Here is a 24,480-nt window from a genome sequence, read left to right as displayed (position 1 = left end):
TCTAGGGAAAGGCGGGCAGGATCAGTAGACAGGGACGTCCGGGTAGCGCGCAGTAGCGCTCACTGGCTCCCTGAGTTGGAGCAAGGAAATGAAAAAAGTATGGATCATTGCCGGCGGCGTGGTTTTGGTGGCAGCCGTTTCTGCCCCATGGGCCGTGGGAAAGCTGACGGAACAGCACTGGCAGTCTGCCACTGAACAATTCAACGCCTCCCAGCCTTATTTCGTGATGGAAACCGAGAGCTATGAGCGGGGCTACCTGGGCTCTGAGGCCCATGGCCAGCTGTTTGCCGTTGACCCGGATACCGGCGAGCGCTATCCCTTGGGCTGGACTGGCGATATCTCCCACGGTGTCACTAGCAGCACCATCGATTTTGACTTCGATTTCGCCGACGATGCTGGCATGGAGGCGGTGTTTCCTGACGAGAAGCCCACCGTTACGGTTACCACCAGTGCCTGGGGATCCTCCCTGGTTGAGCTGAACGTGCCGGCCATCGACTACACCGACGACAGCAGCGGTGAGTCCCTGAATGTTTCGGCAAGCTACGCCACCCTGAACATCAGTGAAGACGGCGAAACCCTGGACGCCAGGATGCAACTGCCCGGCCTGGTGTTGCGTGGGCCCGATGTACGGGTGTCCATGGAAAACCTCAACCTTGACCAACATGCCAGTCTGCTGACAGGCAAGTTGTGGACCGGTGAAGCTACCGTGACCCTGGACAAAGTCTCGGTTACCAGTCGGGATGAGCCTGAGCTGGTACTGGAAAAACTGGAAATGGTCAGCAATTCCGATGCCGACAGTGCCGGTGAAAAATTCGGCCTGGCAACAACGCTGACCCTGGACAAGGTTCACTATGGCGACGAAAGTCAGGGCCCCCACACTTTCAGATTCGGTTTGTCCGACGTGAGCGTAGCGGCCTGGAACGACATGCTTGAGGCGGTGAACCAGCTTCAGGCCATGGCCGTCAGTGGCAGTGACAACCCTCAGCAGGCCTTCGAGCAACAGATGCAGGCCACGATGGCGCTCACCGGCAGTATCGAGGCGATGATGGCGGATGGCCTGTCCACCAGTGCCGAACTGGACCTGAGTTCGCCCGATGGTCCGGTGACCGGGCGCCTGGTGATCTCCCACCCGGAACAGGCGGATGGTGAGCCGGTGCCGCTGATGATGATCGCCCGGACCATCGAAGGGGAGATGTCAGTGAAGCTGCCAAGGGCTCTGGCTGATCGTTACCCTGAGCTGGGTGAGGAGCTGATGCCGCTGCTTATCCAGGGCGTTCTGGAGGAAGAGGGCGACTTTTATGTGATGGAAGCCTCTCTGAGCAATATGATGGTGAACCTCAACGGCAACGAGATGCCGTTGCCGGTACCTGGCATGGGTGCTGGCTTGCCTTCACAGATGTAGGTCAGGTTGCCCCTGAAACAGCAAAGCCGGGCCTTAAGAGGCCCGGCTTTGCTGATGGGCTGGAGGCCTTGTGGACTGCTAGCTCGCGAACTTGGCTTTCAGCGCATCCTGTACCACTGGCGTCACAAATTCTGATACATCTCCTCCGAGGGAGGCGATTTCACGGATCAGGGATGACGAGATATAAGACAGGTGGTTCGAGGGCGTCAGGAAGACGCTCTCCACCTCCGGTGCCAGGTGGCGGTTCATATCTGCCAGCTGGAACTCATACTCGAAGTCAGAAACCGCCCGCAGGCCCCTCAACAGTACGGTGGCCTTCTGCTGCCGGACAAAGTCGGCCAGCAGGTTGTCAAAGCCTACCACCCGAATATTGTCCAGGTGTGCCGTGGACTGTTCCGCCAGTTTGACCCGCTCTTCCAGGGTAAACAGGGGGTTTTTCTTGGAGCTGTAGGCAACGGCGATTACCACTTCATCAAACAGCCGCCTGGCGCGCTCCACCAGATCGATATGGCCATTGGTGATGGGGTCGAAGGTTCCCGGGTAAATAACCGTTGTCATTGATGTTACTCCTTGCTCATCTCAGGGGCTGATAATTGTGGTTTGGTACGTCAAATAAGCCGACGCATACACTAGCGAATAAAGAATCGATAGACCAGCTTGTGCAAGGCTCCGCCGTGGGGCGGATAAATCAGCTTGCCGCTGTTGATCTTCTGTTTGCTGAATACCGCCCGGGCATGGGAGAAGGTGAGGAAGCCCTCTTTGCCGTGATAATGGCCCATGCCTGAGTCGCCAATGCCCCCGAAGGGCAGGTCATCCTGGGCTACATGCATCAGTGCGTCATTAATGCAGACGCCACCCGAATGGGTGCCCGCCAGCAGGCGCTTCTGCTCATCCCGGTCGTAGCCAAAGTAGTACAGGGCCAGCGGCCTGGGGCGACGGTTGATAAAGTCCATGGCATCTTCCAGCCCCTTGCTGGCCACTATCGGCAACAGCGGCCCGAAAATCTCGTCCTGCATCACTTTCATGTCTTCGGTGGGGTTGAGCAGCAGGGTGACGGGCATCTTGCGACAGCCGTCCTCGAAATGCTCTTCGGCGGGATTGATCTCGATGACCTGGGCGCCCTTGCTTCGGGCATCTGCCAGGTAGTCCTGTAATCGCCGGTACTGGCGCTCGTTGATGATGCCGGTGTAGTCCGGATTGTCCCGCAGGGTTGGATACATCCGCGCCATGGCATCCTGGAAAGCATCCACAAAGGCCGTGATTCGGTCTGACGGACACAGCACGTAATCCGGTGCCACGCAGGTCTGGCCTGCATTGAGGGCTTTGCCGAAGGCAATGCGCTCGGCGGCATCCTCTACCGGAACATCACCGGATACAATGGCCGGTGACTTGCCCCCCAGCTCCAGGGTCACGGGCGTCAGGTTTTCCGAGGCGGCTTTCATGACCAGGCGCCCTACCGTGGTGGAGCCGGTGAACAGCAGGTGGTCAAAGGGGCGGGTGGAGAAATCCGCGGCTACGTCAGCCTCGCCATTGATGATCGCTACCAGGTCGCGGGGGAAGGTGGCCTCCACCAGGTTGGCAAGCAGGGCCGAGGTATGGGGGGTGAATTCCGACATCTTGATCATGGCCCGGTTACCTGCAGCGATTGCTGCCACCAGTGGCCCAACCGCCAGGTAAAGCGGATAGTTCCAGGGCACGATAATGCCAACCACGCCCTTGGGCTGGTAATAAACCTTGTTACTGGCCGGCTGGAAAAGCATGGACACATGCCGTCGTTCCGGCTGCATCCAGCCCTTGAGGTGTTTCATGGCGTAATTGATGCCCTCCACCGAGGGAATGACCTCGGCGATCAGGGTCTCGTCCCGGGAGCGGCCGTTGAAATCCTTGTCGATGGCCTCGCAGAACTGCTCCTGGTGTGCCAGCAGCGCTTTTTTCAGGCGCTGCAGGTTGTCGAGGCGTTCGCCCAGTGATGGCAGGGGGTTACGGCTGAAGGCCTGCTTCTGCTCCGCCAGTACCCGGGCGGTAAGCTGGATCTGCTTTTTGCTCTCGCTCAGGGGAACAACGGTTGCGGTCATATCCAATTCCTCGGGTAAAGGGAACTTTCAGGTGAAAGTTTGATCATAGTCAATGCCGGTGCCAACGGACTCGCCGGTGAGACTCAGGTCTCAGTACGTCGCAAACCCTGACGATTCCCGACCGGGAAAACCGGTCGGGTTTTTTTATGTCGGGCGCTCAGTCATCCTGCCCGGATTCAAGCCAGTCTGTCAGCCCCTTGCGGCATTCTTCCAGCCCGGTCTTGCTGGTGGCCGAGAACATGATCAGGTGCTCCAGGCACTGATTGTCCTTCAGGGCCTTGCGGATCCCCAGCATAGCCGTTTTCGCCTGGCCGAACTTCAGTTTGTCCGCCTTGGTAGCGAGAATCATCAGCGGCAGGTTGTTATGTTCGCACCATTCCACCATCATCTGGTCAAAGTCGGTCAGCGGGTGGCGAATGTCCATCACCAGTACCAGTCCTGCCAGGCTGCGCCGCTCGGTGAGATAGTGGCTCAGGTGCTGTTGCCAGTCATCCTTCATATCCCGGGAAACCTTGGCGTAACCATAGCCGGGCAGGTCCACCAGCCGGCAGTTTTCCCGGTTCAGGGAAAAGAAGTTGATCAGCCGGGTGCGCCCCGGGGTCTTGCTGGTCCGGGCCAGCTTGCCATTGGTGGTGATGCAGTTGATGGCGCTGGACTTGCCGGCATTGGACCGGCCGGCGAAGGCGACCTCACGCCCGGCGTCTGGCGGACAGTCCTGCAGCCGTGCAGCACTGACCAGAAAGCGGGCGCTGTTGAACGAAATCGGTTTGGGTGCTTCGGATGTCACAGAGAATTCCTGAATGGCGAGGATGTCGGTTTCATGGTCCTGGCGAGAGCCGATGGACAGCGGGTTGACCTGAGACAGGCCCATGGCATTTATTCATTGGCTCCTTAATGTATAATGCTACACCAATTTCCGGACAGTGCGCAGGTTACTACTGCCAATGCCCCGATAATCGTGGCTTTTCCAGTTCTGCCGGCGGCACAAAGAATAACGTTTCTGATGAGAGATAAGCGGAGCGAGCATGAAGAAACTGATCGCAGGTGTGGTTCTCGGCGTGGGCCTCTCTATGACGGCTCACGGTGCGGGAGATCCTGAAGCTGGTGAGACCCAGGCCGCTGCGTGTGCGGCCTGTCATGGACAGGCAGGTACCGCTCCGGTAATGAGCGTCTACCCGAAAATCGCCGGGTTGGGGGAGACTTACCTCTATAACCAGTTGCTGGCTATCCGGGATGGGAACCGCGAAATCCCCGAGATGATCGGTCAGCTGGATGGCAAGTCGGATCAGGACCTGCAGGACCTGGCGGCTTACTTCAACCAGGAAGACATGCCCCTTGGCCAGGCTGATCCGGAGCTGGTCGACCTTGGTGGATCGCTGTATCGTGGCGGTAACCTGGCCTCTGGCGTGGCCGCCTGTGCCGCCTGTCACAACCCGCAGGGCAAGGGTAATGAGCCTGCTGGCTACCCGCACCTGGGTGGGCAGAACGCAGAGTATGTGGTCAAGACCCTGAAAGCCTACCGTAACGGCGAGCGTGGTGGTTACCAGTCGCAGATCATGACGGATATCGCATCCAGGCTGACCGACGAGGAAATCGAGGCCGTGGCCAGCTACATCTCCGGCCTGAACTGATTCCTGTCAGTCTGACAGTGTTTCCGGAAGCCCGCTTCGTGCGGGCTTTTGCGTTTTTGGCATCCTGTCAGCACGGTAACGCCGTCACGACTGGATACCGGAAGCAGGCCTGGGACATAATCCCGGGTGAACCTTTTGCCGACGCCCCTGTCTTTTCGGGGTAGAGTCCAAATCACAACCAGAACGAATCCAGAGGTATATCCATGGGAATTTTCCGACACCTGACCACGGGCCTTATCGCCGCCACCATTGCCTTTTCCGCGTCTGCCCAGGACCAGTGGGAAGAGGGCAAGCACTACCAGCGCCTGCCCAGTGAGGTGAGTGCCTCCTCCGCTGAGGGTATCGAGGTGGCTGAGGTGTTCTGGTATGGCTGTGGTTATTGTCTGGAGTTCGAGCCCCATGTGCAGGCCTGGAAGGAGAATATGGGTGAGGACATCAACTTTGTTTATCTCCCTGCACCCATGAATCGGGCGGCGGCGGAGCATGCCAAGGCGTTTTATGCGGTGGAAGCGCTGGATGCCCGTGAAAAGACCCACGATGCGTTCTACCAGGCGCTGGCCGCTGAGCGCCAGGACCTGTCCAGTGCCTCCGATCTGGCCGACTTTGTCGCTGAGTACGGTGTTGATCGTGAAGCCTTCCTCAAGGCTTTCAACGGCTTTGGCGTAAAGGCCCAGACCCAGCGGGCCATGTCGGTGCTGCGTGGGGCCCAGGTACGGGGCACCCCTACCGTTCTGGTGGCCGGAAAGTATCGTACGTCACCGAGTATGGCTGGTGGCTATGAGGAAGCGCTGGCGGTAGTAGACTACCTTGTAGAGAAGGAGCGTGGTGAAGGCGCTCAATAAACTGGCAGCCGGTGTAAGGGCGTTTTGCCCGGAGCCGGCCATTGGCAGAAGGCTGGAATGTACAGAAGGCTGAAACAGGGGTTTGCTGATCGCACTGGCCGGGCTGCTCCATCGCGAGGTGCCTGCTCGGGTGTGGATCATGTGCCGGACTTCGAGCCTGGTCACCACATCCGGCTGCTGACCTTCAATATCCAGGTGGGTATCAATACCGCCTCCTACCACCATTACCTGACCCGTAGCTGGCAGCATGTGCTGCCGCACCGGGGGCGCATCGAGAACCTGGACCGCATAGCCTCCCTGCTGCGCAACTACGACGTGGTAGCGTTACAGGAGTGTGACGGCGGTAGTCTGCGCAGCGGCTACATCAACCAGGTGCAGTACCTGGCCGAGGCCGCGGGCATTCCTTACTGGCACCAGCAACTCAATCGTAATCTCGGGCCGGTGGCCCAGCACAGCAATGGTCTGCTGAGCCGGTTCCGGCCGCTGGATGTTACCGAGCACCGCCTGCCGGGTCTGTTGCCTGGCCGTGGTGCTATTATTGCCCGTTACGGAGATGCGGATGATCCGCTGGTGCTGGTCATCATGCACCTGTCCCTGAGCAAGGCCGGGCAGGCCCGCCAGCTGGCCTATATCCATGAGCTGATTGCCGATTACCGGCACGTGGTCCTGATGGGGGACCTGAACAACCATGCCGACGAGCTGCTGACCAATACCCCCCTGAAGCACGCCAACCTGATGCCGCTGCCGGCAACCGCCCACAGCTTTCCCAGCTGGCGGCCGGAGCGGGCGCTGGACCACATCCTGGTCAGCCCCAGCCTGGAAATCCGCAACTCGGAAGTGGTGAGCTATCCGCTATCCGATCACCTGCCCATCGCCATGGATATTGCCTTGCCCAAGGGGTACCTGGAAACGTTCTGAGTCGGACAGGGCGCTGTCGAGCGGCCACAAAAAAACCCGGCCATGGCCGGGTTTTTTCGGTAAGCGGCGATCTTATTTGATCTTCGCTTCCTTGTACGCAACGTGCTTGCGGACAACCGGATCGTATTTCTTGATCTCGATCTTTTCCGGAGTGTTACGCTTGTTCTTCTTGGTCGTGTAGTAGTGACCAGTACCTGCTGATGAAACCAGCTTGATTTTCTCGCGCATGATGCGGCTCCTTATACTTTCTCGCCGCGGGCACGAAGATCGGCCAGCACAGCGTCAATGCCTTTTTTATCGATGATGCGCATGCCCTTGGTGGATACGCGCAGCTTCACGAAGCGTTTCTCGGACTCGACCCAGAAGCGATGGCTCTGCAGGTTGGGCAGAAAGCGACGCTTGTTGTGGTTCATAGCGTGAGAAACGTTGTTACCGGTTACCGGCCGCTTACCGGTTACCTGACAGACTCTGGACATGTTTGCCTCCGACCTGAGCTTGGGTCCTGAATACGAATTCGTTTTTAAGGAAGCCTCTGAAGCTGATCCTTCACAGAGGTTCCTGTCATCGGGTCTCTGGTTGCTTTACGTGTCTGCAGTGCGCACGGTGCTCGCCAGACGCCGCCAGAAAGGGACGCTTTTATACCAGAACGGGGGGGCTAACGCAAAAGATTGTTGGGAAATTGTGCAGTTTCCGGTTCGGCTACATCAGTCCCCGCTCGGCCAGTGAAATAATTTCGCCATGCCCTACAACCATATGATCCAGCACCCGAATATCCACCAGGCCCAGCGCATCCTTGAGGCGGCGGGTCAGGGAGATGTCCGCCTGGCTGGGTTCGGCAATCCCTGATGGGTGGTTGTGGGCAAAGATAACCGCTGCGGCATTATAGTCAAGCGCCTGGCGCACCACTTCCCGAGGGTAGACTGCCGCGCCATCAATGGTGCCCCGGAACATCTCCTGGTAACGAATTACCCGGTGTCGGTTGTCCAGGAACAGGCCGGCAAACACCTCATGGGGCTGGGTGCCAAGCCTGGCGCCCAGATAGCGCCGGGTGTCCTCCGGCGAGGTCAGCGGGTCACCGTGGCGCACCGGCTCGTCCATGACCCGCCGCGCCATCTCCATGGCGGCCTGCACCTGTGCGTACTTGGCGGTGCCCAGCCCGCGAACCCGGCAAAAACTGTTGTGTGAGGCGGTCATCAGGCCTCGCAGGCTGCCGAACTCTTCCAGCAGGTGCCGGGCCATGGCCATGACTGGCATACCGGCGGTCCCGGTACGCAGGAATATGGCGAGCAGTTCGGTATCAGACAGGCTTTCGGCACCGTGGGCCAGCAGCCGCTCCCGGGGGCGCTCGTCCCGGGGCCATTGGGGTCGTGTGGTTGTATCCATCCTGGATCCTTGTGGGTGCTTCCTGCATTCATCAGTGGTCGCCGGGCCATCTCCCGGGAGCCGCGGCCAAAACCGCAAGAATCTTAGCACGACCGACCCACTGTCGGGGAAGTGTCGGCAATGCTATCTTATAGCCCTTTGACCGGACACGGGTATTACGGAGACATCATGGCCAGACCGAACATCCTGCTGGGCATCACCGGCGGTATTGCTGCCTACAAGAGCGCGGAACTGGTGCGGTTACTCAGAAAAGCCGACTACCCGGTACGGGTGGTGATGACCCGGGGCGCGGAGGCCTTCGTTGCCCCGATGACCTTCCAGGCCCTCAGTGGCGAGCCCGTGCGCAGTTCCCTGCTGGACCCGGAAGCCGAGGCCGGCATGGGTCATATCGAGCTGGCCAAGTGGGCGGACCTGGTGGTGGTGGCACCAGCGTCAGCGGATTTCATGGCGCGGCTGGCCCATGGCCTGGCGGACGACCTGCTGGCTACCGTTTGCTGCGCCACCGAGGCTCCTATCGCCCTGGCTCCTGCCATGAACCAGGCCATGTGGGGCAATTACCGTTCGCAGCGTAACGTTCACTTGCTGGAGGAGGACCCCCAGATCACCCTTTGGGGCCCGGACCAGGGCAGCCAGGCCTGTGGCGATACCGGGCCAGGGCGGATGCTTGAGCCTCAGACCCTGTTCGGCCTGATCGATCAGTTTGAGCCATCGGAGACCGTCGATAACGGTCCCCTGGCCGGGCGTCGGGTAGTCATCACCGCCGGCCCAACCCGGGAGCCTATTGACCCGGTTCGTTACATCAGCAACCACAGTTCCGGCAAGATGGGGTATGCCATCGCAGAAGCCGCCCGTGCCGCTGGGGCGACGGTGACGCTGGTCAGCGGCCCGGTCAGCCTGGCGGCACCGTCAGGGGTGGAGGTGGTGCCGGTTCAGACCGCTGAAGACATGTTGCGGGCGAGCAGTGCGGAAGTGGACAAGGGCGCGGATATCTTTATCGCCACCGCTGCCGTGGCGGATTACCGGCCATCCGCTACGGCAGACCAGAAAATGAAGAAGTCTTCAGAGACCCTGTCCCTGGAGTTGGTGCGTAATCCGGATACCCTCGCCACCATTGCCGCCCGGAGCGATGCGCCGTTTACCGTAGGGTTTGCGGCAGAGACCAATGACGTCGCTGCCTACGCCACGGACAAGATGAAACGCAAAAAGCTGGCCATGATAGTGGCCAACGATGTGTCTGCGCCGGGTATCGGGTTCAACAGCGACCAGAATGCTGTCACGGTATTCTGGTCCGGGGGGCAGCGTGCCATCGGCCCCGCCCCGAAGAGTGAGGTCGCCAGGGAGCTGGTTGCCCTGATAGCCGAGCGGATGCCCGCCCAACCCTGAAACTGCCCTGAGGAATAGAAGTATGAGTCATCAGCCCGTGCAGATGCGCATCCTGGATGAGCGTATCGGCCAGGATATCCCCATGCCTACGTACGCCACCGACGGTTCCGCCGGACTGGACCTGAGGGCCTGCCTGGAAGGGCCGGTGACCCTGGCGCCGGGGGAGTCAATGCTCATTCCCACCGGGCTTTCCATCTATATCGAGGATAACACCCTCGCCGCCATGATCCTGCCTCGCAGTGGATTGGGTCACAAACACGGTATCGTGCTGGGCAACCTGGTCGGACTGATCGATTCAGACTACCAGGGTGAACTGATGGTTTCCTGCTGGAACCGCGGCAGTACTGCGTTCACCGTGAATGTCGGTGAGCGTATCGCACAGTTGGTGCTGGTGCCGGTCGTGCAGGCGCAGTTCGATATTGTAGACGAGTTCCATGCCAGCGGACGCGGCGAAGGCGGCTTCGGCTCCACCGGACGACACTGATAAAGTTTCCAATACGCCAAATGTGTCATTAACGAATTCATGTAACCATCTATACTGACAGCCATTCACCCTTTGAAGGTCACGTATTGTTGTAACAGCCGTCGAGACGGAGCCGACTATGAAATTTGGCAAGAAAAAGGAAGCGGCCGGAACTGCTGACTCGTCGCCCGAGGCCACTTCCGATAACAACAAAGCCACCAGAAAAACTGCTCGGGGCAAGGCACCGAAAGAGTCCGGGGGCAGCAAGGTCCGCAAGCTTTCGTCGGTGGCCCTGGGCCAGGCCCTCGCCGTGGTTATCACCGGCCTGGTGGTGGCTGCCGTGATGTACCTGGTTGTGCTGCAACCGGCCGAGCAGCAAGGGCAGCAGTTGGCGGCCGAGCGCGGCGCTGAGCAGGCGGTGGACCGGCTGGAACAACGTATCGGATTCCTGCAGTCGTTGACTGAAGGGCTTGGTACCCAGGCCTCGGTGCGTGAGGCCCTCGGAGAAATCGGTGGGGCCAGGGAGTTGGCTGGCGAACTGCAGTCCATGATGCCTGGTATCGAGCGGGTATTCCTGTTCCCCTATGGCTCTATCCCCCGGCGGGCTGATGAGCAGGCTGGCCTTGGCTTTGCCACACTTGACCTGGCCCGGCGCGCGGAAACCGGTCGTCCGGTCACCCCGGATGCATTCCCGGCCGACGGCGGCTGGCGGGTCCAGATGGCAACCCGGGTTCGTAATCCCTCTACCGAAGTGGCGGAAGGTACCCTGGTGATCCAGTTCGATGCCGGCGTACTGGCAGACGTACTTTCAGGTGTTGAGGGTCAGGCGACCCTGGTCCAGACCGTAGGTGGGCAGTCTCGCAACGTCGTCAGTCGCGGTCAGGGCGCGGGGCCGGAAGTGACTCGATCACTTTCGGTGCCTGACTGGAGCCTCCGGTATCAAGCGCAGCGGGCCGCGGCCACCTCGGTGCCGGTGCTTTTGCTGGGGTTGGTGGTGGCAGGGTTCCTGGTCGCAGCCGTGATCGTGTGGTTGATGCTGTCGTCCGCCCAGTCCGGCTTGCGCAAGGAAACCACCGGCCTGGTCCAGTGGGCCAACAAGGCGTTCTCAGGTGATCGTTCGGCGCCCCCTCAGTTCCGTTGGGAGTTGCCCTCAGTACTGGCGGATGTCCTGCACCGACTGAGCAAGGCGGTGGAGAAGCGAATTGAAGGCACTACCCGCAAGGCTCCGGAACCGAAAGCGGCGCAGCCAGCGGACCCGGATATGGGTGAGCCCCTGTTCCAGGAGCGGGATATGCCGGACATCGACATGCTTGATGGCGATGAGGACGTGCTGGGCTTTGGGGAGAGTCCTGCCGGCGCTACGCCGGAAGTCACGGAAGCACCGGCTCCCCGTGCCGAGCTGTCCCCCTCCATCTTCCGGGCCTATGACATTCGCGGTATTGTCGGTGAAACGCTGACACCGGAGATTGTTCGCCTGATCGGTCAGTCGATTGGCTCGGAAGCACTGGACAGAAGCCAGGATACGCTTTGTATTGGCTACGACGGCCGCCACTCCAGCCCGGAGTTGGCGGATGCGCTGGCCCGCGGAGTGATGGAAGCTGGCTGTAATGTTATCCGGATAGGGGCGGTGCCAACACCGGTGCTGTACTTTGCCACCCATCACCTGGGTACCGGTTCCGGCGTCATGGTGACCGGCAGTCACAACCCGTCCAACTATAACGGCCTGAAAATCATGCTGGGGGGCGAAACCCTGGCGGAAGAGGGTATCCAGAAACTGCTGCAGCGAGTACAGATGGGCGACCTGCACCGGGGGCAGGGTGGTGCATCCGACCAGGATGTGCGGCGGGATTACCTGGATCGTATTACCGGCGACATCGCCGTAGCTACGCCCCTGAGGGTTGTCGTTGACGCGGGCAACGGTATAGCCGGCGAGCTTGGCCCCCTGCTGCTGGAAGAGCTCGGTTGCGAAGTGATTCCATTGTACTGCGAGGTGGATGGCAGTTTCCCGAACCATCACCCGGATCCCGGCAAGCCGGAGAACCTGCAGGACCTGATAGAGCGCGTACAACAGGAGGGTGCTGACCTGGGCATCGCGTTTGATGGCGACGGGGATCGCCTGGGTGTAGTTACCAACGAAGGCAAGATTATCTGGCCCGATCGCCTGATGATGCTCTTTGCCCGAGACGTGGTCTCCCGCAACCCGGGCGCCGACGTCCTCTTCGACGTCAAGTGCAGCCGCCGTCTCAGTGGCGTGATTTCCTCCGCGGGAGGTCGCCCGGTGATGTGGAAGACCGGCCACTCCCTGATGAAGGCAAAGATGAAGGAAACCGGTGCCCTGCTGGCCGGGGAGATGAGCGGCCACATTTTCTTCGGTGAGCGCTGGTATGGCTTTGATGACGGACTGTATTCCGCGGCCCGGTTGTTGGAGATCCTCGGCATTGAGGACCGCCAGGCCAGTGAGGTCTTTGCCGAGTTCCCGGAGGATATCAGCACACCTGAGCTGAACCTGGAGGTGACGGACGAAGGCAAGTTCCGCATTATTGAACGCCTCAAGGACCTGGCCGACTTCGGCGAATCGAACATCACCACCATCGACGGTGTACGGGTGGATTACCCCGACGGGTGGGGCCTGTGCCGGGCCTCCAATACGACCCCGGTACTGGTATTGCGATTCGAGGCCGAGAACGAAGCGGCGCTCGAGCGTATCAAGCAGATTTTCCGGGGGCAGCTCAAGGCCCTGGCCCCGGACGTACACATAACCTTCTGAACCCGGTTTTATGACCTGTGCCCGGCACGTGTCGGGCAGAACTCTCGATAAGGCAAGATTAATGGCACTGGATCGTGATACGGCAATGCAGGTGGCAGACGTCCTGAGTAAGGGCCTGCCCTATATCCAGCGGTTTACCGGCAAGACGGTAGTGATCAAGTACGGCGGCAACGCCATGGAAAACGAGGAGCTCAAGAGCAGCTTCGCCCGGGATATGGTGCTGATGAAACTGGTGGGCATCAATCCCATCGTGGTGCACGGTGGCGGCCCCCAGATCGGCGATCTGCTGAACCGGCTCAACATCAAGTCCCACTTCGTCAACGGGATGCGGGTTACCGACTCGGAGACCATGGATGTGGTAGAGATGGTTCTTGGTGGCCAGGTGAACAAGGAAATAGTCTCCCTGATCAATGCCCACGGTGGCACCGCCGTTGGTCTGACCGGCAAGGATGGCAACCTGATCCGCGCCCGCAAACTGGAAGTGGTGGGCAAGTCCGACGAGGTCAGCCGTCCTGAAATCATCGACATCGGCCACGTGGGAGAGGTGGCCCAGGTGAACACCAAGGTCATCGACATGCTCACCCACAGCGATGTGATACCGGTCATTGCGCCCATCGGGGTCGGGCCCGACGGCGCCTCCTACAACATCAATGCTGACCTGGTGGCTGGCAAGGTGGCCGAGGCAGTGAAGGCGGAAAAGCTGATCCTGCTAACCAACGTGTCCGGCCTCAAGAGCAAGGACGACCAGGTGCTTACAGGCCTGACCGCAGCCCAGGTCAATGACCTGATCGAGGATGGCACCATCCACGGTGGCATGTTACCCAAGATCCGCTGCGCACTGAGTGCCGTGGAGAACGGGGTAAAGACGGCCCATATCATCGACGGCCGGGTGGCACATGCCACCCTACTGGAAATCTTTACCGACGAAGGTGTGGGTACGCTGATTTCCCGGAATTGATTCCCCGCTATCGCCTGAAACGGCCCGGGTAGCTGCTGCAGCGTGTGTCCCCGCAGGGAGAGGAAGCCTTGAGAAAACTGTTGTCGCTGATTGTTATCCTGGTCCTCGCAGGCTGGGGTGCGTACAAAGGTGCGGTCTGGTGGTACGCGGACCAGACCATGGCGGAGTTGCGCCGATCCCTGTCAGACCATGGGGCGCTGGAGCGGGGCAGTATCAGCTCAGGGGTGAGTGGTGAGCTTGTCCTGGAGAACACCCGCTTTCAGTCGTTCCGTCTGACCCAGCCCCTGACGATTGAACGGCTGCACCTGCAGGCAGGGTCGCCACTGGCGCTGCTGAAAGGCCTTCACAGCGCCCATGACCTGCCGCGCAGTTGGCGGCTGGAAGCCTCCGGCTGGCGGTTGCCCCTGGACGCCGCCATGCTGCGTAACTGGGTGACGGATACCGATGAGTTGGCGCCACGCCCCCTGTTCATGCCCGTATGTGGCCCGGATGCCAGGCAGCAGCTCGGTAGTGGCGACCTGGTTCGTATGGGTATTAATGAACTGGCGGGCGATGCCCAGGTGCGCCAGACGTCCGGTGGGGTCAGGCTGGAGATACACTCCCGGGAGTCAGGGGGCGTCGAGGTTTTCTGGCAGGGGGCACGGGTAAGGCTGGATCCGGACGGTGTCAACCTTACCCCCTCGGCCGAGACCGTCCAGGTAGTGCTGCGAGACGGGGGCATGATGCGCCGCGTTACCGCGTATTGCGCCAGGGAGACGGGCCTGCCTGCAGCTGCCTGGGCGGACCTGGTCATGACATCCTTCCGGGAAGGGCTGGAAAGCCGTGGCCTGCAGGCGTCCCCCCAACTACTGGCCCTCTACCGGCAATGGCTGACCGAAGGCGGTGAGCTGGTGGTATCGCTGGACCCGAAAGCGGCCTGGGCGGGTATTCCGTTGCGGGATGCTAACGACTCCGGGACTGAAGGAGGTGAGGCTGCGCCTGCCCTGGCAGTCTCCTACAACGGGGCTGTGGTGCCCGATGTCTATCTCTCCGCGATAGAACCGGTGACGCCGACAGTACCCGAGCAGGCGCTGGAGCCTGTGGTTGACCCGGAAAAGAGTCCGATGGTCGCAGGCTGGCAGGTTGTTGCCACAGAACATGCGGGTGACTGGCTTGGTTACACCGTCCGGGTTACCCTGAGCAACGGGCGTACCGTTGAAGGCCGGCTTATACGTGTTGACGAGCGACAGGTGGAAGTGGCGCGCCCGGTGGACGGTGGTGAAGTGGCCTACCCCATGGCGAGTCGTGCCATAGATCAGCTGGCCGTCTGGCGCCGGGGCCAGACGGCAGAAGACTGACAATCGCCACTCCGCGCCCTGACTGACCCTGCAGGAGCCTGGCAAGATGACCGATCAGACCCATCGTAATTCGTCCGGACAGAACCCCGGGCCGCCGGATGTACACACCATGCTGCAGCGCCTGGTGGGTATCCCGTCTATCAGCAGCGCATCCGCCGAGTGGGATCACAGTAACGAAGCAGTGGTCAACCAGCTGGCGGAGTGGTTGGGTGCGCTCGGGTTCCGTAACGAGATCCTGCCAGTCCCGGGCATGCCGGGGAAATACAACCTGGTGGCCACACTCGGCTCAGGCCCTGGCGGGCTGGTGCTGTCTGGCCATACCGACACAGTTCCCTTTGATGACAAGCGCTGGAAAAGTGACCCGTTTACCCTGACCGAGCGCGACAACCGCCTGTACGGCCTGGGCACCTGTGACATGAAGGGATTCTTTGCCCTGGCTATCGAGGCCGCCAGGGAGGCGGCCCGGCAACCGCTGAAACAGCCGCTGATCCTGCTGGCCACCGCCGACGAGGAAAGTTCCATGAATGGCGCCCGGGCCCTGGCGGAGGCAGGTTATCCCAGGGCCCGTTACGCGGTGATCGGTGAGCCCACCGAGCTGAGACCCATCCGGATGCACAAGGGCATCATGATGGAGCGGCTGGTGTTTGAAGGCCAGTCAGGGCACTCCTCGGACCCTTCCCTTGGTCGCAATGCGCTGGAAGGCATGAACGAGGCCATGAATGAACTACTGGTCCTGCGAGGGCAGTGGCAGGAACGCCATCGCAATCCCCATTTCCGGGTGCAGTATCCCACCATGAATCTGGGATGTATCCACGGTGGCGATAACCCCAACCGGATCTGTGCCCGTTGCGAATTGCATTTTGATCTGCGTCCCCTGCCGGGCATGGACATGAGCGAGTTGCGCCAGGCCATTCTCACCCGGCTTGGGCCCCTGGCCCGCCGTCGGGAGCTGTCACTGACCTTCGAACCCCTGTTCGACGGTGTACCCCCGTTTGAAACCCCGGCGGAAGCCGAGTTGGTCAAGGTGTGTGAGAGGCTGACCGGTCACCAGGCTGAGGCCGTGGCCTTTGCCACCGAGGCCCCCTGGCTGCAGAAACTGGGCCTGGAAACCCTGGTTCTGGGCCCCGGTTCCATCGACCAGGCCCATCAGCCGGATGAATACCTGGACCTGGCCCAGGTCAACCCCACTATTTCGCTGCTGAAACAACTGATCAGGCACTTCTGTCTATGAGCGTATCCGACTGGCTGCACAGCTTTCGTCACTCCTCTCCCTATATCAACGCCCACCGCGGCAGCACTGTCGTACTGGTATTGGGGGGCGAGGCCCTGGCCAGTGATAACCTGCTGAACATCATCCATGACATCACCTTGCTCAGCAGCCTGGGTATCCGCCTGGTTGTGACCTTTGGCGCCCGCCCCCAGATCCAGCAGCGCCTGGAGCAGGCCGGGCACCAGTCAGAGTTTGTCGGAGGCCTTCGGGTCACGCCGGAACAGGACCTGCCCCTGGTCATGGAAGCTGTGGGCGGTCTGCGCTCCTGGCTGGAGAGCCGGCTGTCCATGGGGCTTGTGAATTCGCCCATGCACGGCGCGAAGATTCGCGTTTGTAGTGGCAATTTTGTCGCCGCCCGACCGGTGGGCGTGCTGGATGGCGTGGACCATGGCTACACCGGCCGGGTGCGCCGGGTGGACACGGCCGGTATCGAGCGGCTGCTGGAGTCGGGTCACATCGTGCTGATGCCGCCCCAGGGATACTCTCCCACCGGGGAAATCTTCAATCTCTCCTATGAGGATGTGGGCAGCCAGGTAGCCTCGGCCCTGAGGGCGGACAAGCTGATCGTGTTCACCGATGACCAGGGAGTGCTGGACGAAGACGGTTCGCTGATACGGGAGCTTACCGTACGCCAGGCCTTGCAGAAGGTAGCCGAACGTGTGGTTTCCGGCCATGATGCGGACCTGCTGCGGGCAGCCTGCGATGCCTGTACTCGCGGTGTGCGCCGGGCTCACATTATCAGCTACCTGCGCGACGGTGCCGTGCTGGAGGAACTGTTCACCCGGGATGGCTCCGGTACCCTGGTCACCGACGATAACTATGAACAGATCCGCCGTGCCCGGGTAGAGGATATCGGCGGTATCCTTGAACTGATCCAGCCGCTGGAGGAGCAGGGCGTGCTGGTGCGTCGTTCCCGTGAGATGCTGGAAACCGAGATCGACCAATACGTGGTGGCCGAGAGGGATGGCATGATCATCGGCTGCGCGGCTCTCTATGCCTATCCGCAAGAGCAGTCCGGCGAACTGTCCTGCTTTGCGGTGGATCCAGCCTACCGCCGGGGTGGCCGGGGCGATGAAATCCTCGCGCTGATCGAGCGCATGGCCCGGGGCGAGGGCCTGGCCCGTCTGTTTGTACTGACCACCCAAACCGAACACTGGTTCCGGGAACGGGGCTTCGAGCCGTCGACGATCCAGTCACTGCCGGGTCCGAAACTGGCGACTTACAATACACGGCGCAATTCCAAGGTGTTCGTCAAAACACTGGGCTGAGGGTTGGCTGCCCGGTGAAGGCGTGGAAGCCTCACTCAGGAGCGAGCATTTGCTCGAAATTTTCCGGGAACTCTCTTGACGAACCGTCGTTAAAGTAGTCACATTAACAATTGGAAACAAAAGGTTCCGGTCCATGCCCCGGGCCAGTCTCCAGCGACCTTGTTTCCTGGCCATCATGGCTATACTGACCTCAGAGCCCCGTCCCGTTCGGAGGGGCTTGCCGGGCATGTGTTCCGGTTTGCTGAGGTAGCGTTGCGGGTGTCCGTTATCACTCGCTTAAAGGGAATCGCCCCGGCTGGCGCCAAGGTGCTGCCGGGCTATACCATCGATCAGGTAGTCAATGGATCCGAAGGAACGACGCTCCAGTCCCCGCCGTCCCATCAAGCTGGCAGCCCAGGTTGACCTGGGGGAGTCCGGGATGTGGCCATGCCAGATTGCCGACTTTTGTGCAGAGGGATTGTTCGTGCGATATTCAGGCGATACCTCCGCCAGAATTCGCGCCTACCTCCAGAAATACCCCGGCGCAGACCTCGGCCTCCATTTCCGCACCGGGGATGGGCGCGAGCGTCACCAGCTGGAGGCCCGGCCGGTGCGCCTGATTGACGGTGCCATGGGGGTCGAGTTTACCCGCTCCAGCCCGAAGGCTGTCGAAGCCATGCTCAGCCAGTGCGGCGCCGATGGAGCCTTCCAGGAACGAGCCTCGCTCAAGCCTCCCAGTGAAAGGGTCCAGTTTGTCCTGCGGCAGTGTGCCCGGAGTGTGTCACAGCACATCGAACCACTGATGACTGAATGCTTCGGGGCCATGGCGGAAAACCTGCGCCAGGCTGCCCTGAAGGCTGCCAACGATCAGCAGGCGAATGAGTACATGGATGCGGCTGCACAGGTGGAAAGCCGACAGCGCTCCATGTGGCTGCTGATGTCGCGGTATCTGGAGTCCCCGCTGAAACCGCAGCGTGAGGGCCAGTCCCCGTCCAGCCTGTCCCTGGTGGACAAGGGGGAGTTTGAAGACTGGCTGGCGATCAAGGTAATGGTGACCAAGGCTGATACCCTGTATCGAGCCGAGCTTCTCCAGTTGCGCATGCGGCTGGATCGCCTTGGTGTTACCAATGCCACCGGCCATCAGAACCCGCTGGGACCCTCCCTGGTCTGCGAAGCCTTTCATACCGGGCTGGAAAGTCTGCGTACCAGCCGGGCGGTGGAAAAAATCTGCCTGAAAACCTTTGAAACCCTGGTCCTGCAGAAAATCGGTCCGCTTTACGAAGAACTCAACCAGATCCTGGTTCGCCACGGCATCCTGCCGGATCTGGACCTTAGCCGGTATCTCAGTGAGCGCAGACCCCGCAGCGAGGCCCCGAAACCGGCACCTCGACCAGAGCCTGTCCCGGAGGCGGTCAGTGGTCAGCCCGAGGATGCGCCCGCGTCGTCGGGGGGGAAGTCTGCGCAGCCGGCCCTGGCACCCCTGACAGGAACTCGCAGCCAGGGTTTCCAGGAACAGATGACGCTGGCCCGTTCGGCGTTTGCCACGGTTCGTAACCTCATTGGAACGCTCAAGGCCGGGCGGGAGGCCGGAGACACGCCGGCCCCGTTCGCCGAAAATGCCCGCCCGCTGTCCCAGGGCGAATTCCAGTCCCAGCTCCATACCCTGCAGAAAGCGGCGAAGCCTCAAGAGCATGCAGCGCCTCTCAAGGAGCGTGTGATCGAACAGGTCAAAAGCTCTGGCGACCATGCCCTGGACGAGGAACAGCAGACCGCCCTGGATGTGGTGGACCGGTTCTTTCGTAGCGTGGTGGAGAGCCCCAGGCTGACGGACCATACCCGCGAGCAGATGCGTCAGCTCGAGGTTCCTGTGCTCAAGGTGGTGCTGCGGGATCCTGACTTCTTTGACGATATCGAAAGTCCGGTTCGGGGAGTGATGAATCGACTGGCACAACTGGGGATGCGTGGTGGCCGTACCAACCCGGCGGTACAGCGCCGGGTAGACGACCTTGTTGGTCGCATCGCGGCCGAATTCGAGCAGGATACCCGGGTCTTTGAGGGGGCCATGGGCGAGCTCGATACGCTGATAGACCGGCAGAACCTGATTTATCGCCGCAATGTGGAACGGGTCACCGCCGCTGCCGAAGGCGCCCAGAAAGTCAGTGATTCCAAGGCAGCTGTCAGCCGGGCACTGGATAAGCGGCTGGGTGGCCGTGAGGTGCCCCGGGCGGTGGTCAGTCTGCTGAATGCCGGTTGGCGGGATCTGTTATCGCTGACCTGGATTCGCCAGGGGCCGGACAGTCAGCTGTGGCAGGACTATCTGTCCGTGGTTGACACGCTGATGGCCTTTGCCGACGACCCGGAGATGAACATCAACCTGTCGGAGTTGCTGCGACTGATCCAGGAAGGCCTGGGCTCTATCTCCAGTAACCACCTGCCGGCGACCCAGGTGCGGGAAGAGCTCAAGCAGTTCCTGGTACGCTCGCCGGATACACCGGTGGAGCGGGTCTCCATGCCCGTTACCGAACCCGGGGAGGACCCGGATCGCAAACAGCAGGACCGCCTGCAGAAGCGTCTTCAACGCTGGATTGCCCGGGCCCAGAAGTTGCGTACCGGTGACTGGCTTAAAGATCAGACCAATGCCGACCAGGTCCAGTACATCCGCCTGGTATGGATTGCCCGGGGTTTCAACCGGTTCGTGTTTGTTAACCACCAGGGCATGCGGGTGGTGGAGCTGGAACTGGCCGACCTGGCAGAGCGCATGCAGAAAGGGCTGATTGTTCCTGACAGTCAGTATGAGCGGCCGCTGGTGGATGAGAGCATCGACCGGATGGTACGCAAGGTCTACGACCAGCTGTCGTGGGCATCCACCCATGACGAGCTGACCGGACTGCTGGAGCGCCGCGAGTTTGAACGGGTGCTGGAGCAGCAGCTGAGCCGCCATGAGGACGAGCGAACCCTGGTACGGCTGGATCTGCGTCAGTTCCGGCTTCTCAACGATACTGCCGGCCTCGCGGCCGGTGACGAGGCCCTTCGGCAAGTGGCTGGCATTCTTCGGGACCAGGTAGTGGACGGTATGCCGCTGGCAAGGCTGGATGGGGACGAATTTGGCTTCCTGCTACCATCGGAAGAAGCCGGCCCCATGGTGTCGGGTATCATCCATGCCATCGAGAATCTTGAGCTAAGCTGGCAGGGGCGCCAATACCGACTGTCGGCCAGCGCCGGCCTGGCGCCCCAGTTGCCGGTGCTGACCACCGCCGGACGCTGGTTGCGGGCTACCGAAGAGGCCTGCAAGCTGGCCAAGACCCGTGGATCCGGAAAATACGAAGTCTACCAGCTCGAACCGGAAAACTTTGAAAAGCAGGAGCAGATTGCGGCCAAGGTAGCCAGCCTGGGAGACCTCGACGAAGAGCGGATGCTGCTGAGATGTCAGAAAATCATCCCGCTGCACAAGGAAACCCGCCTGACCACCCAGTATGAAGTGCTGATCAGCATGTACGATGACCAGGGCGAGCTGATTACCGCTGCAGACTTTGTGCGTATGGCCGAGCGCTACAACCGCATGCAGTTCGTGGATCGCTGGGTGGTGGGTTACATGCTTGACTGGTTACGGACCCGGAGTGGCCGCCAGGGGGGCAGCGGAGGTGAGCGTCAGCCGGGTTACTGCATTAACCTGTCAGGCTATTCCCTCAACGACGAGGGTTTGCTGGAATTTATCTACAGCAAGCTCAGCGAAGCCGATGCGCCCATCGAGCGGTTGTGGTTCGAGATTACCGAGGTCGCTGCCATCCGGGATGTGCATTCGGTGGCGGAGTTCATCGGCGAGATGCAGGAGCTCGGTTGCCGGTTCTGTCTGGGCAACTTTGGCGCAGGCCCTACGTCCTATCAGTATATGCGCAGTCTGCCGGTGGACATGATCAAGCTCGACGGCGCGTTTGCCGGCCAGATTGCCGACAGCGAAACCGACCAGGCCATGGTCCGCTCCATGGTGGAAATGGCCCATTACCTGAACCGGGAAGTTATCGCTACCCACATTGAAAGCCGGGAATCCCTGGACATGCTGCGCAAGCTGGGTGTGGATTATGGCCAGGGCTATGTCATCGAAAAGCCCGGGCTGCTGGAGCGCCTGGGGACTGTCTGACCCTCCTCCAGCCCGGGCTTCCTGTCAGGCGGTCAGCCGGCCGCTCTGGTAGTCCCGCAGGGTTTGTTCGATTTCCTCGCGGCTGTTCATCACGAACGGGCCATACTGCACCACGGGTTCGCCAATGGGGCGGCCTCCGATCAGGAGCAACTGTGCACCCTGCGGGCCGGCCTCAACCACCAACCGGTCTCCCGTCTCCAGTAGCGTTGCAGCTGACCGGGTCAGCTCCTGCCCACAAATGCTGGCGCTGCCTTCGTAAAGGTACACCATGGCATTGAGGTGTGCCGCCACCGGCAAGGCAAGGGTGCCGCCAGCCCCGAGGTGCAGGTCAGCGTAGAGAGGCTCGGTGGAGCCTCCGCTGACAGCTCCCTGCCGCAGTTGGCCGTCCAGGCAAAGTTCGCCGGCGATCAGGCGGACTTCGCCCCCGTCCAGTGCGATGCGGGGGATGTCTTCTGGCTGGATATCCCGGTAGCCGGCCGCTTTCATTTTTTCTGCCGCGGGCAGGTTCAGCCAGAGCTGGAAGCCCCGCATCATGCCCTCTTCCTGTTGCGGCATTTCAGAATGCACGATGCCCCGGCCAGCCGTCATCCACTGGACGCCACCGTTGCGCAGATTGCCGCGGTTGCCCAGGTGGTCTTCATGGAGCATATGGCCCTCAATCATATAGGTGACCGTCTCGAACCCCCGGTGAGGATGGGCGGGGAAGCCGGCAATATAATCCTGTGGCTGGTCTGAGCCGAACTCGTCAAGCATCAGGAATGGGTCCATTCGCACCAGTTGGGTCTGCCCGAGAGAGCGGCGGATACGCACTCCGGCACCGTCCGAGGTTTCCAGGGCGGGGATAACGCGTTTGATAGTACGTTCGGTCATGATGGCCTCCGTTCAACAGTCTTCGTTGCCATCATTAGAGAACGATCAGGGGTAGGATAAAACCGGAAAATTCCGGCCCCGGTGTTCAGGAAAACTGAACAAGGCCTCCTGGCAAGTAATGGATGCCAGAAGGCCGGGAACGGGTGATCAGTCAGTGATGATTTACTGGACGTTGCGGGAGTAAAAGATTTCCAGCATTTCCCGCTTGAGGCGCTCCTCGATGGAGGCGGCTTCTTCGGCTCCCAGGTCCCTGGCATTGACGCCGAACACGTAGTTATCCAGGTCGAAGTTCTTGAGCATCATCTTGGTGTGGAAAAGGTTTTCCTGGTACACATTGACGTCGATCATCTGGTACGCGTTCTGGGTATCCTCGGTCAGGTAGTTCTGGATCGAGTTGATGTCATGGTCGATATAGTGCTTGGTGCCATCAACGTCACGGGTAAAGCCCCGTACCCGGTAGTCCACCGTGACCACATCCGAATCAAAGCTGTGGATCAGGTAGTTGAGCACCTTCAGCGGCGAGATCAGGCCGCAGGTGGAAACATCAATATCCGCCCGGAACGTGCTGATGCCCTCATGGGGGTGGCTCTCCGGATAGGTATGAACGGTCACATGGCTCTTGTCCAGGTGTGCCACGATGGTATCGGGCAGGGGACCTGGTGATTCCTCGTTGTCCGGCTCACCGCCGGTCAGCTCGTGTTCGGCGATCAGCATGGTGACCGAGGCGCCGTGGGGCTCGTAGTCCTGGCGGGCGATATTGAGGATATTGGCGCCGATGATCTTCACTACGTCGGTGAGGATCTGGGTCAGGCGCTCGGCGTTGTACATCTCGTCGATGTAATCGATATAGGCTTCACGCTGCTCTTCGGTCTGCGCATAACAGATATCGTAGATGTTGAAGCTCAGGGATTTGGTCAGGTTGTTGAACCCGTGCAGCTGGAGTTTGGATTCCATGTTCAGCCCCTCCGGAAAATGGAGATGTATAGGTACAGACTCGTCCATCGATCACGGATGGTCCGGTCTGCAGAGGCCGCCACCGATAACTGACCATTTTATGTGCGCAGACCGGCGGAGAAGGGTGCGTATTATGCACACCACCTATGCGGTTGAATAGCCTTTCGAACCACATTTTAGCATCGCGTCCGGCCGTGTCAGATCACAGGAATCCGGGGCATTGAGGCGAAGACAGCGGGCCAGGCTGGCCTGTAGTCTCAGTTGGCCCGGAGCTCGTAGCTGTGAGTGATCTCGACCCCCGCCTTTTCCAGCATGATGGAGGCGGAGCAATACTTTTCCGCTGACAGGCTGACCGCCCGTTTCACCATGTTTTCCTTGAGGTTGTTGCCGGTGACCACAAAATGCAGGTGGATCTTGGTGAATACGGCCGGTACCGCATCGGCCCGCTCCGCTTCCAGCTCGGCTTGACAGGCGGTGACGTCCTGGCGACTCTTCTGCAGTATGCTCATTACATCAAAGGAGGAGCATCCGCCGAGGCCCATCAGCAGCATCTCCATGGGGCGTGGTCCCAGGTTCTCGCCGCCATGGTCCGGCGGACCGTCCATCTGGATTTCATGGCCGGTGCCACTGGTTGCCTTGAAGCCGGCATTACCGGTCCAGTCGATGGTTGCTTTCATGGAATCTATCCTTTGGTCTGAATCTGGCCCGAAATGCTAGCACAAAGCCACAAAAACCTGTGAAATGGTTCGCTATTGAGAAGTGCGTTATGGACGAGTTTGTGACTCCGGCTTACCATCATGAGTCGTAGTACTGTTTCGTCTATAAAAGCGACATACCAAATC

General features: G+C 60.5%; 21 protein-coding genes. 12 read left to right on the top strand and 9 right to left on the bottom strand.

Going from position 1 to position 24,480, the window contains the following annotated elements:
- Window positions 1-88 precede the first annotated feature (88 nt).
- Window positions 89-1,402, top strand: a complete 1,314-nt coding sequence (locus tag BM036_RS13535; protein ID WP_091853223.1) for a DUF945 family protein — start codon at window positions 89-91, stop codon at window positions 1,400-1,402.
- Window positions 1,403-1,480: 78 nt separating this feature from the next.
- Here BM036_RS13535 and coaD read toward each other — a convergent pair whose 3' ends face one another.
- The 3 genes from coaD to yihA all read right to left on the bottom strand — a co-directional run bounded on the left by coaD (window position 1,481) and on the right by yihA (window position 4,348).
- Entirely contained in the window at window positions 1,481-1,960 is a 480-nt protein-coding gene (gene coaD, locus BM036_RS13530) for a pantetheine-phosphate adenylyltransferase (protein WP_091853222.1), read from the bottom strand.
- A gap of 71 nt (window positions 1,961-2,031) precedes the next feature.
- Window positions 2,032-3,477: a coniferyl aldehyde dehydrogenase gene (locus BM036_RS13525; RefSeq protein ID WP_091853221.1), complete on the bottom strand. Its 1,446-nt coding sequence runs from the start codon at window positions 3,475-3,477 to the stop codon at window positions 2,032-2,034.
- Between the two features lie 157 nt (window positions 3,478-3,634).
- A complete protein-coding gene (gene yihA, locus BM036_RS13520; RefSeq protein ID WP_091853220.1) occupies window positions 3,635-4,348 on the bottom strand; it encodes a ribosome biogenesis GTP-binding protein YihA/YsxC in 714 nt (237 codons plus the stop codon).
- A 154-nt stretch (window positions 4,349-4,502) separates the two neighbouring features.
- On the opposite strand from yihA, the gene BM036_RS13515 reads away from it, so the two are divergent.
- The 3 genes from BM036_RS13515 to BM036_RS13505 all read left to right on the top strand — a co-directional run bounded on the left by BM036_RS13515 (window position 4,503) and on the right by BM036_RS13505 (window position 6,868).
- Complete coding sequence (locus BM036_RS13515) at window positions 4,503-5,108, top strand: c-type cytochrome (RefSeq protein WP_091853218.1); 606 nt, start codon at window positions 4,503-4,505, stop codon at window positions 5,106-5,108.
- Window positions 5,109-5,311: 203 nt separating this feature from the next.
- The gene (locus BM036_RS13510; RefSeq protein WP_091853216.1) at window positions 5,312-5,950 is read left to right on the top strand and encodes a thiol:disulfide interchange protein DsbA/DsbL; all 639 of its coding nucleotides are present in this window, start codon (window positions 5,312-5,314) and stop codon (window positions 5,948-5,950) included.
- 57 nt (window positions 5,951-6,007) lie between these two features.
- On the top strand, window positions 6,008-6,868 hold the full coding sequence (locus BM036_RS13505) for an endonuclease/exonuclease/phosphatase family protein (protein ID WP_091853214.1): 861 nt from the start codon (window positions 6,008-6,010) through the stop codon (window positions 6,866-6,868).
- 72 nt (window positions 6,869-6,940) lie between these two features.
- Here the strand turns inward: BM036_RS13505 and rpmG are convergent, their stop codons facing one another.
- The 3 genes from rpmG to radC all read right to left on the bottom strand — a co-directional run bounded on the left by rpmG (window position 6,941) and on the right by radC (window position 8,251).
- A complete protein-coding gene (rpmG, locus tag BM036_RS13500; RefSeq protein ID WP_091853212.1) occupies window positions 6,941-7,096 on the bottom strand; it encodes a 50S ribosomal protein L33 in 156 nt (51 codons plus the stop codon).
- 11 nt (window positions 7,097-7,107) lie between these two features.
- On the bottom strand, window positions 7,108-7,344 hold the full coding sequence (gene rpmB / locus BM036_RS13495) for a 50S ribosomal protein L28 (RefSeq protein ID WP_091853210.1): 237 nt from the start codon (window positions 7,342-7,344) through the stop codon (window positions 7,108-7,110).
- A gap of 223 nt (window positions 7,345-7,567) precedes the next feature.
- Entirely contained in the window at window positions 7,568-8,251 is a 684-nt protein-coding gene (gene radC / locus BM036_RS13490; RefSeq protein WP_091853208.1) for a RadC family protein, read from the bottom strand.
- Between the two features lie 168 nt (window positions 8,252-8,419).
- Between radC and coaBC the strand changes: the two genes are divergently transcribed.
- From coaBC to BM036_RS13450, 8 genes are all read left to right on the top strand, one after another.
- Window positions 8,420-9,634, top strand: a complete 1,215-nt coding sequence (coaBC, locus tag BM036_RS13485; protein WP_091853206.1) for a bifunctional phosphopantothenoylcysteine decarboxylase/phosphopantothenate--cysteine ligase CoaBC — start codon at window positions 8,420-8,422, stop codon at window positions 9,632-9,634.
- A 22-nt stretch (window positions 9,635-9,656) separates the two neighbouring features.
- Window positions 9,657-10,118 carry a dUTP diphosphatase gene (dut, locus tag BM036_RS13480; protein WP_091853204.1) on the top strand — a complete coding sequence of 154 codons (462 nt, stop codon included), beginning with the start codon at window positions 9,657-9,659 and terminating at the stop codon, window positions 10,116-10,118.
- 118 nt (window positions 10,119-10,236) lie between these two features.
- Window positions 10,237-12,864, top strand: a complete 2,628-nt coding sequence (locus BM036_RS20430) for a phosphomannomutase/phosphoglucomutase (RefSeq protein ID WP_091853202.1) — start codon at window positions 10,237-10,239, stop codon at window positions 12,862-12,864.
- 61 nt (window positions 12,865-12,925) lie between these two features.
- The gene (gene argB / locus BM036_RS13470) at window positions 12,926-13,822 is read left to right on the top strand and encodes an acetylglutamate kinase (protein WP_091853200.1); all 897 of its coding nucleotides are present in this window, start codon (window positions 12,926-12,928) and stop codon (window positions 13,820-13,822) included.
- Window positions 13,823-13,890: 68 nt separating this feature from the next.
- On the top strand, window positions 13,891-15,159 hold the full coding sequence (locus tag BM036_RS13465) for an LSm family protein (protein WP_091853198.1): 1,269 nt from the start codon (window positions 13,891-13,893) through the stop codon (window positions 15,157-15,159).
- A gap of 109 nt (window positions 15,160-15,268) precedes the next feature.
- Entirely contained in the window at window positions 15,269-16,390 is a 1,122-nt protein-coding gene (argE, locus tag BM036_RS13460) for an acetylornithine deacetylase (protein WP_091853283.1), read from the top strand.
- Window positions 16,387-17,697, top strand: coding sequence for an amino-acid N-acetyltransferase (gene argA / locus BM036_RS13455; protein WP_091853196.1), 1,311 nt, complete (start codon window positions 16,387-16,389; stop codon window positions 17,695-17,697). Before argE ends, argA begins: the two co-directional genes overlap by 4 nt.
- Before the next feature lie 340 nt (window positions 17,698-18,037).
- On the top strand, window positions 18,038-21,814 hold the full coding sequence (locus BM036_RS13450; RefSeq protein WP_091853194.1) for a DUF1631 family protein: 3,777 nt from the start codon (window positions 18,038-18,040) through the stop codon (window positions 21,812-21,814).
- A gap of 24 nt (window positions 21,815-21,838) precedes the next feature.
- Here BM036_RS13450 and BM036_RS13445 read toward each other — a convergent pair whose 3' ends face one another.
- The 3 genes from BM036_RS13445 to BM036_RS13435 form a co-directional block, all read right to left on the bottom strand.
- Window positions 21,839-22,684 carry a pirin family protein gene (locus BM036_RS13445; protein WP_091853192.1) on the bottom strand — a complete coding sequence of 282 codons (846 nt, stop codon included), beginning with the start codon at window positions 22,682-22,684 and terminating at the stop codon, window positions 21,839-21,841.
- Between the two features lie 162 nt (window positions 22,685-22,846).
- Window positions 22,847-23,638, bottom strand: a complete 792-nt coding sequence (gene speD / locus BM036_RS13440) for an adenosylmethionine decarboxylase (protein ID WP_091853190.1) — start codon at window positions 23,636-23,638, stop codon at window positions 22,847-22,849.
- 257 nt (window positions 23,639-23,895) lie between these two features.
- Window positions 23,896-24,315: an OsmC family protein gene (locus BM036_RS13435; protein ID WP_091853188.1), complete on the bottom strand. Its 420-nt coding sequence runs from the start codon at window positions 24,313-24,315 to the stop codon at window positions 23,896-23,898.
- Between the last annotated feature and the right edge of the window lie 165 nt (window positions 24,316-24,480).

Origin of the sequence: Marinobacter segnicrescens, assembly GCF_900111555.1 — a bacterium.
Lineage (GTDB): Bacteria > Pseudomonadota > Gammaproteobacteria > Pseudomonadales > Oleiphilaceae > Marinobacter > Marinobacter segnicrescens.
Note: the sequence above shows the minus strand (reverse complement) of the source record. Positions and strands in the feature narration are given on the sequence as shown.

Coding starts and splice junctions, on each gene's coding strand:
- BM036_RS13435 (WP_091853188.1), bottom strand. CDS start 24,315: ATGAAAGCAACCATCGACTGGACCGGTAATGCCGGCTTCAAGGCAACC.
- argB (WP_091853200.1), top strand. CDS start 12,926: ATGGCACTGGATCGTGATACGGCAATGCAGGTGGCAGACGTCCTGAGT.
- BM036_RS13505 (WP_091853214.1), top strand. CDS start 6,008: ATGTACAGAAGGCTGAAACAGGGGTTTGCTGATCGCACTGGCCGGGCT.
- coaBC (WP_091853206.1), top strand. CDS start 8,420: ATGGCCAGACCGAACATCCTGCTGGGCATCACCGGCGGTATTGCTGCC.
- argA (WP_091853196.1), top strand. CDS start 16,387: ATGAGCGTATCCGACTGGCTGCACAGCTTTCGTCACTCCTCTCCCTAT.
- argE (WP_091853283.1), top strand. CDS start 15,269: ATGCTGCAGCGCCTGGTGGGTATCCCGTCTATCAGCAGCGCATCCGCC.
- yihA (WP_091853220.1), bottom strand. CDS start 4,348: ATGGGCCTGTCTCAGGTCAACCCGCTGTCCATCGGCTCTCGCCAGGAC.
- dut (WP_091853204.1), top strand. CDS start 9,657: ATGAGTCATCAGCCCGTGCAGATGCGCATCCTGGATGAGCGTATCGGC.
- BM036_RS13525 (WP_091853221.1), bottom strand. CDS start 3,477: ATGACCGCAACCGTTGTTCCCCTGAGCGAGAGCAAAAAGCAGATCCAG.
- BM036_RS13510 (WP_091853216.1), top strand. CDS start 5,312: ATGGGAATTTTCCGACACCTGACCACGGGCCTTATCGCCGCCACCATT.
- BM036_RS20430 (WP_091853202.1), top strand. CDS start 10,237: ATGAAATTTGGCAAGAAAAAGGAAGCGGCCGGAACTGCTGACTCGTCG.
- speD (WP_091853190.1), bottom strand. CDS start 23,638: ATGGAATCCAAACTCCAGCTGCACGGGTTCAACAACCTGACCAAATCC.
- BM036_RS13450 (WP_091853194.1), top strand. CDS start 18,038: ATGGATCCGAAGGAACGACGCTCCAGTCCCCGCCGTCCCATCAAGCTG.
- BM036_RS13535 (WP_091853223.1), top strand. CDS start 89: ATGAAAAAAGTATGGATCATTGCCGGCGGCGTGGTTTTGGTGGCAGCC.
- rpmB (WP_091853210.1), bottom strand. CDS start 7,344: ATGTCCAGAGTCTGTCAGGTAACCGGTAAGCGGCCGGTAACCGGTAAC.
- BM036_RS13515 (WP_091853218.1), top strand. CDS start 4,503: ATGAAGAAACTGATCGCAGGTGTGGTTCTCGGCGTGGGCCTCTCTATG.
- radC (WP_091853208.1), bottom strand. CDS start 8,251: ATGGATACAACCACACGACCCCAATGGCCCCGGGACGAGCGCCCCCGG.
- coaD (WP_091853222.1), bottom strand. CDS start 1,960: ATGACAACGGTTATTTACCCGGGAACCTTCGACCCCATCACCAATGGC.
- rpmG (WP_091853212.1), bottom strand. CDS start 7,096: ATGCGCGAGAAAATCAAGCTGGTTTCATCAGCAGGTACTGGTCACTAC.
- BM036_RS13445 (WP_091853192.1), bottom strand. CDS start 22,684: ATGACCGAACGTACTATCAAACGCGTTATCCCCGCCCTGGAAACCTCG.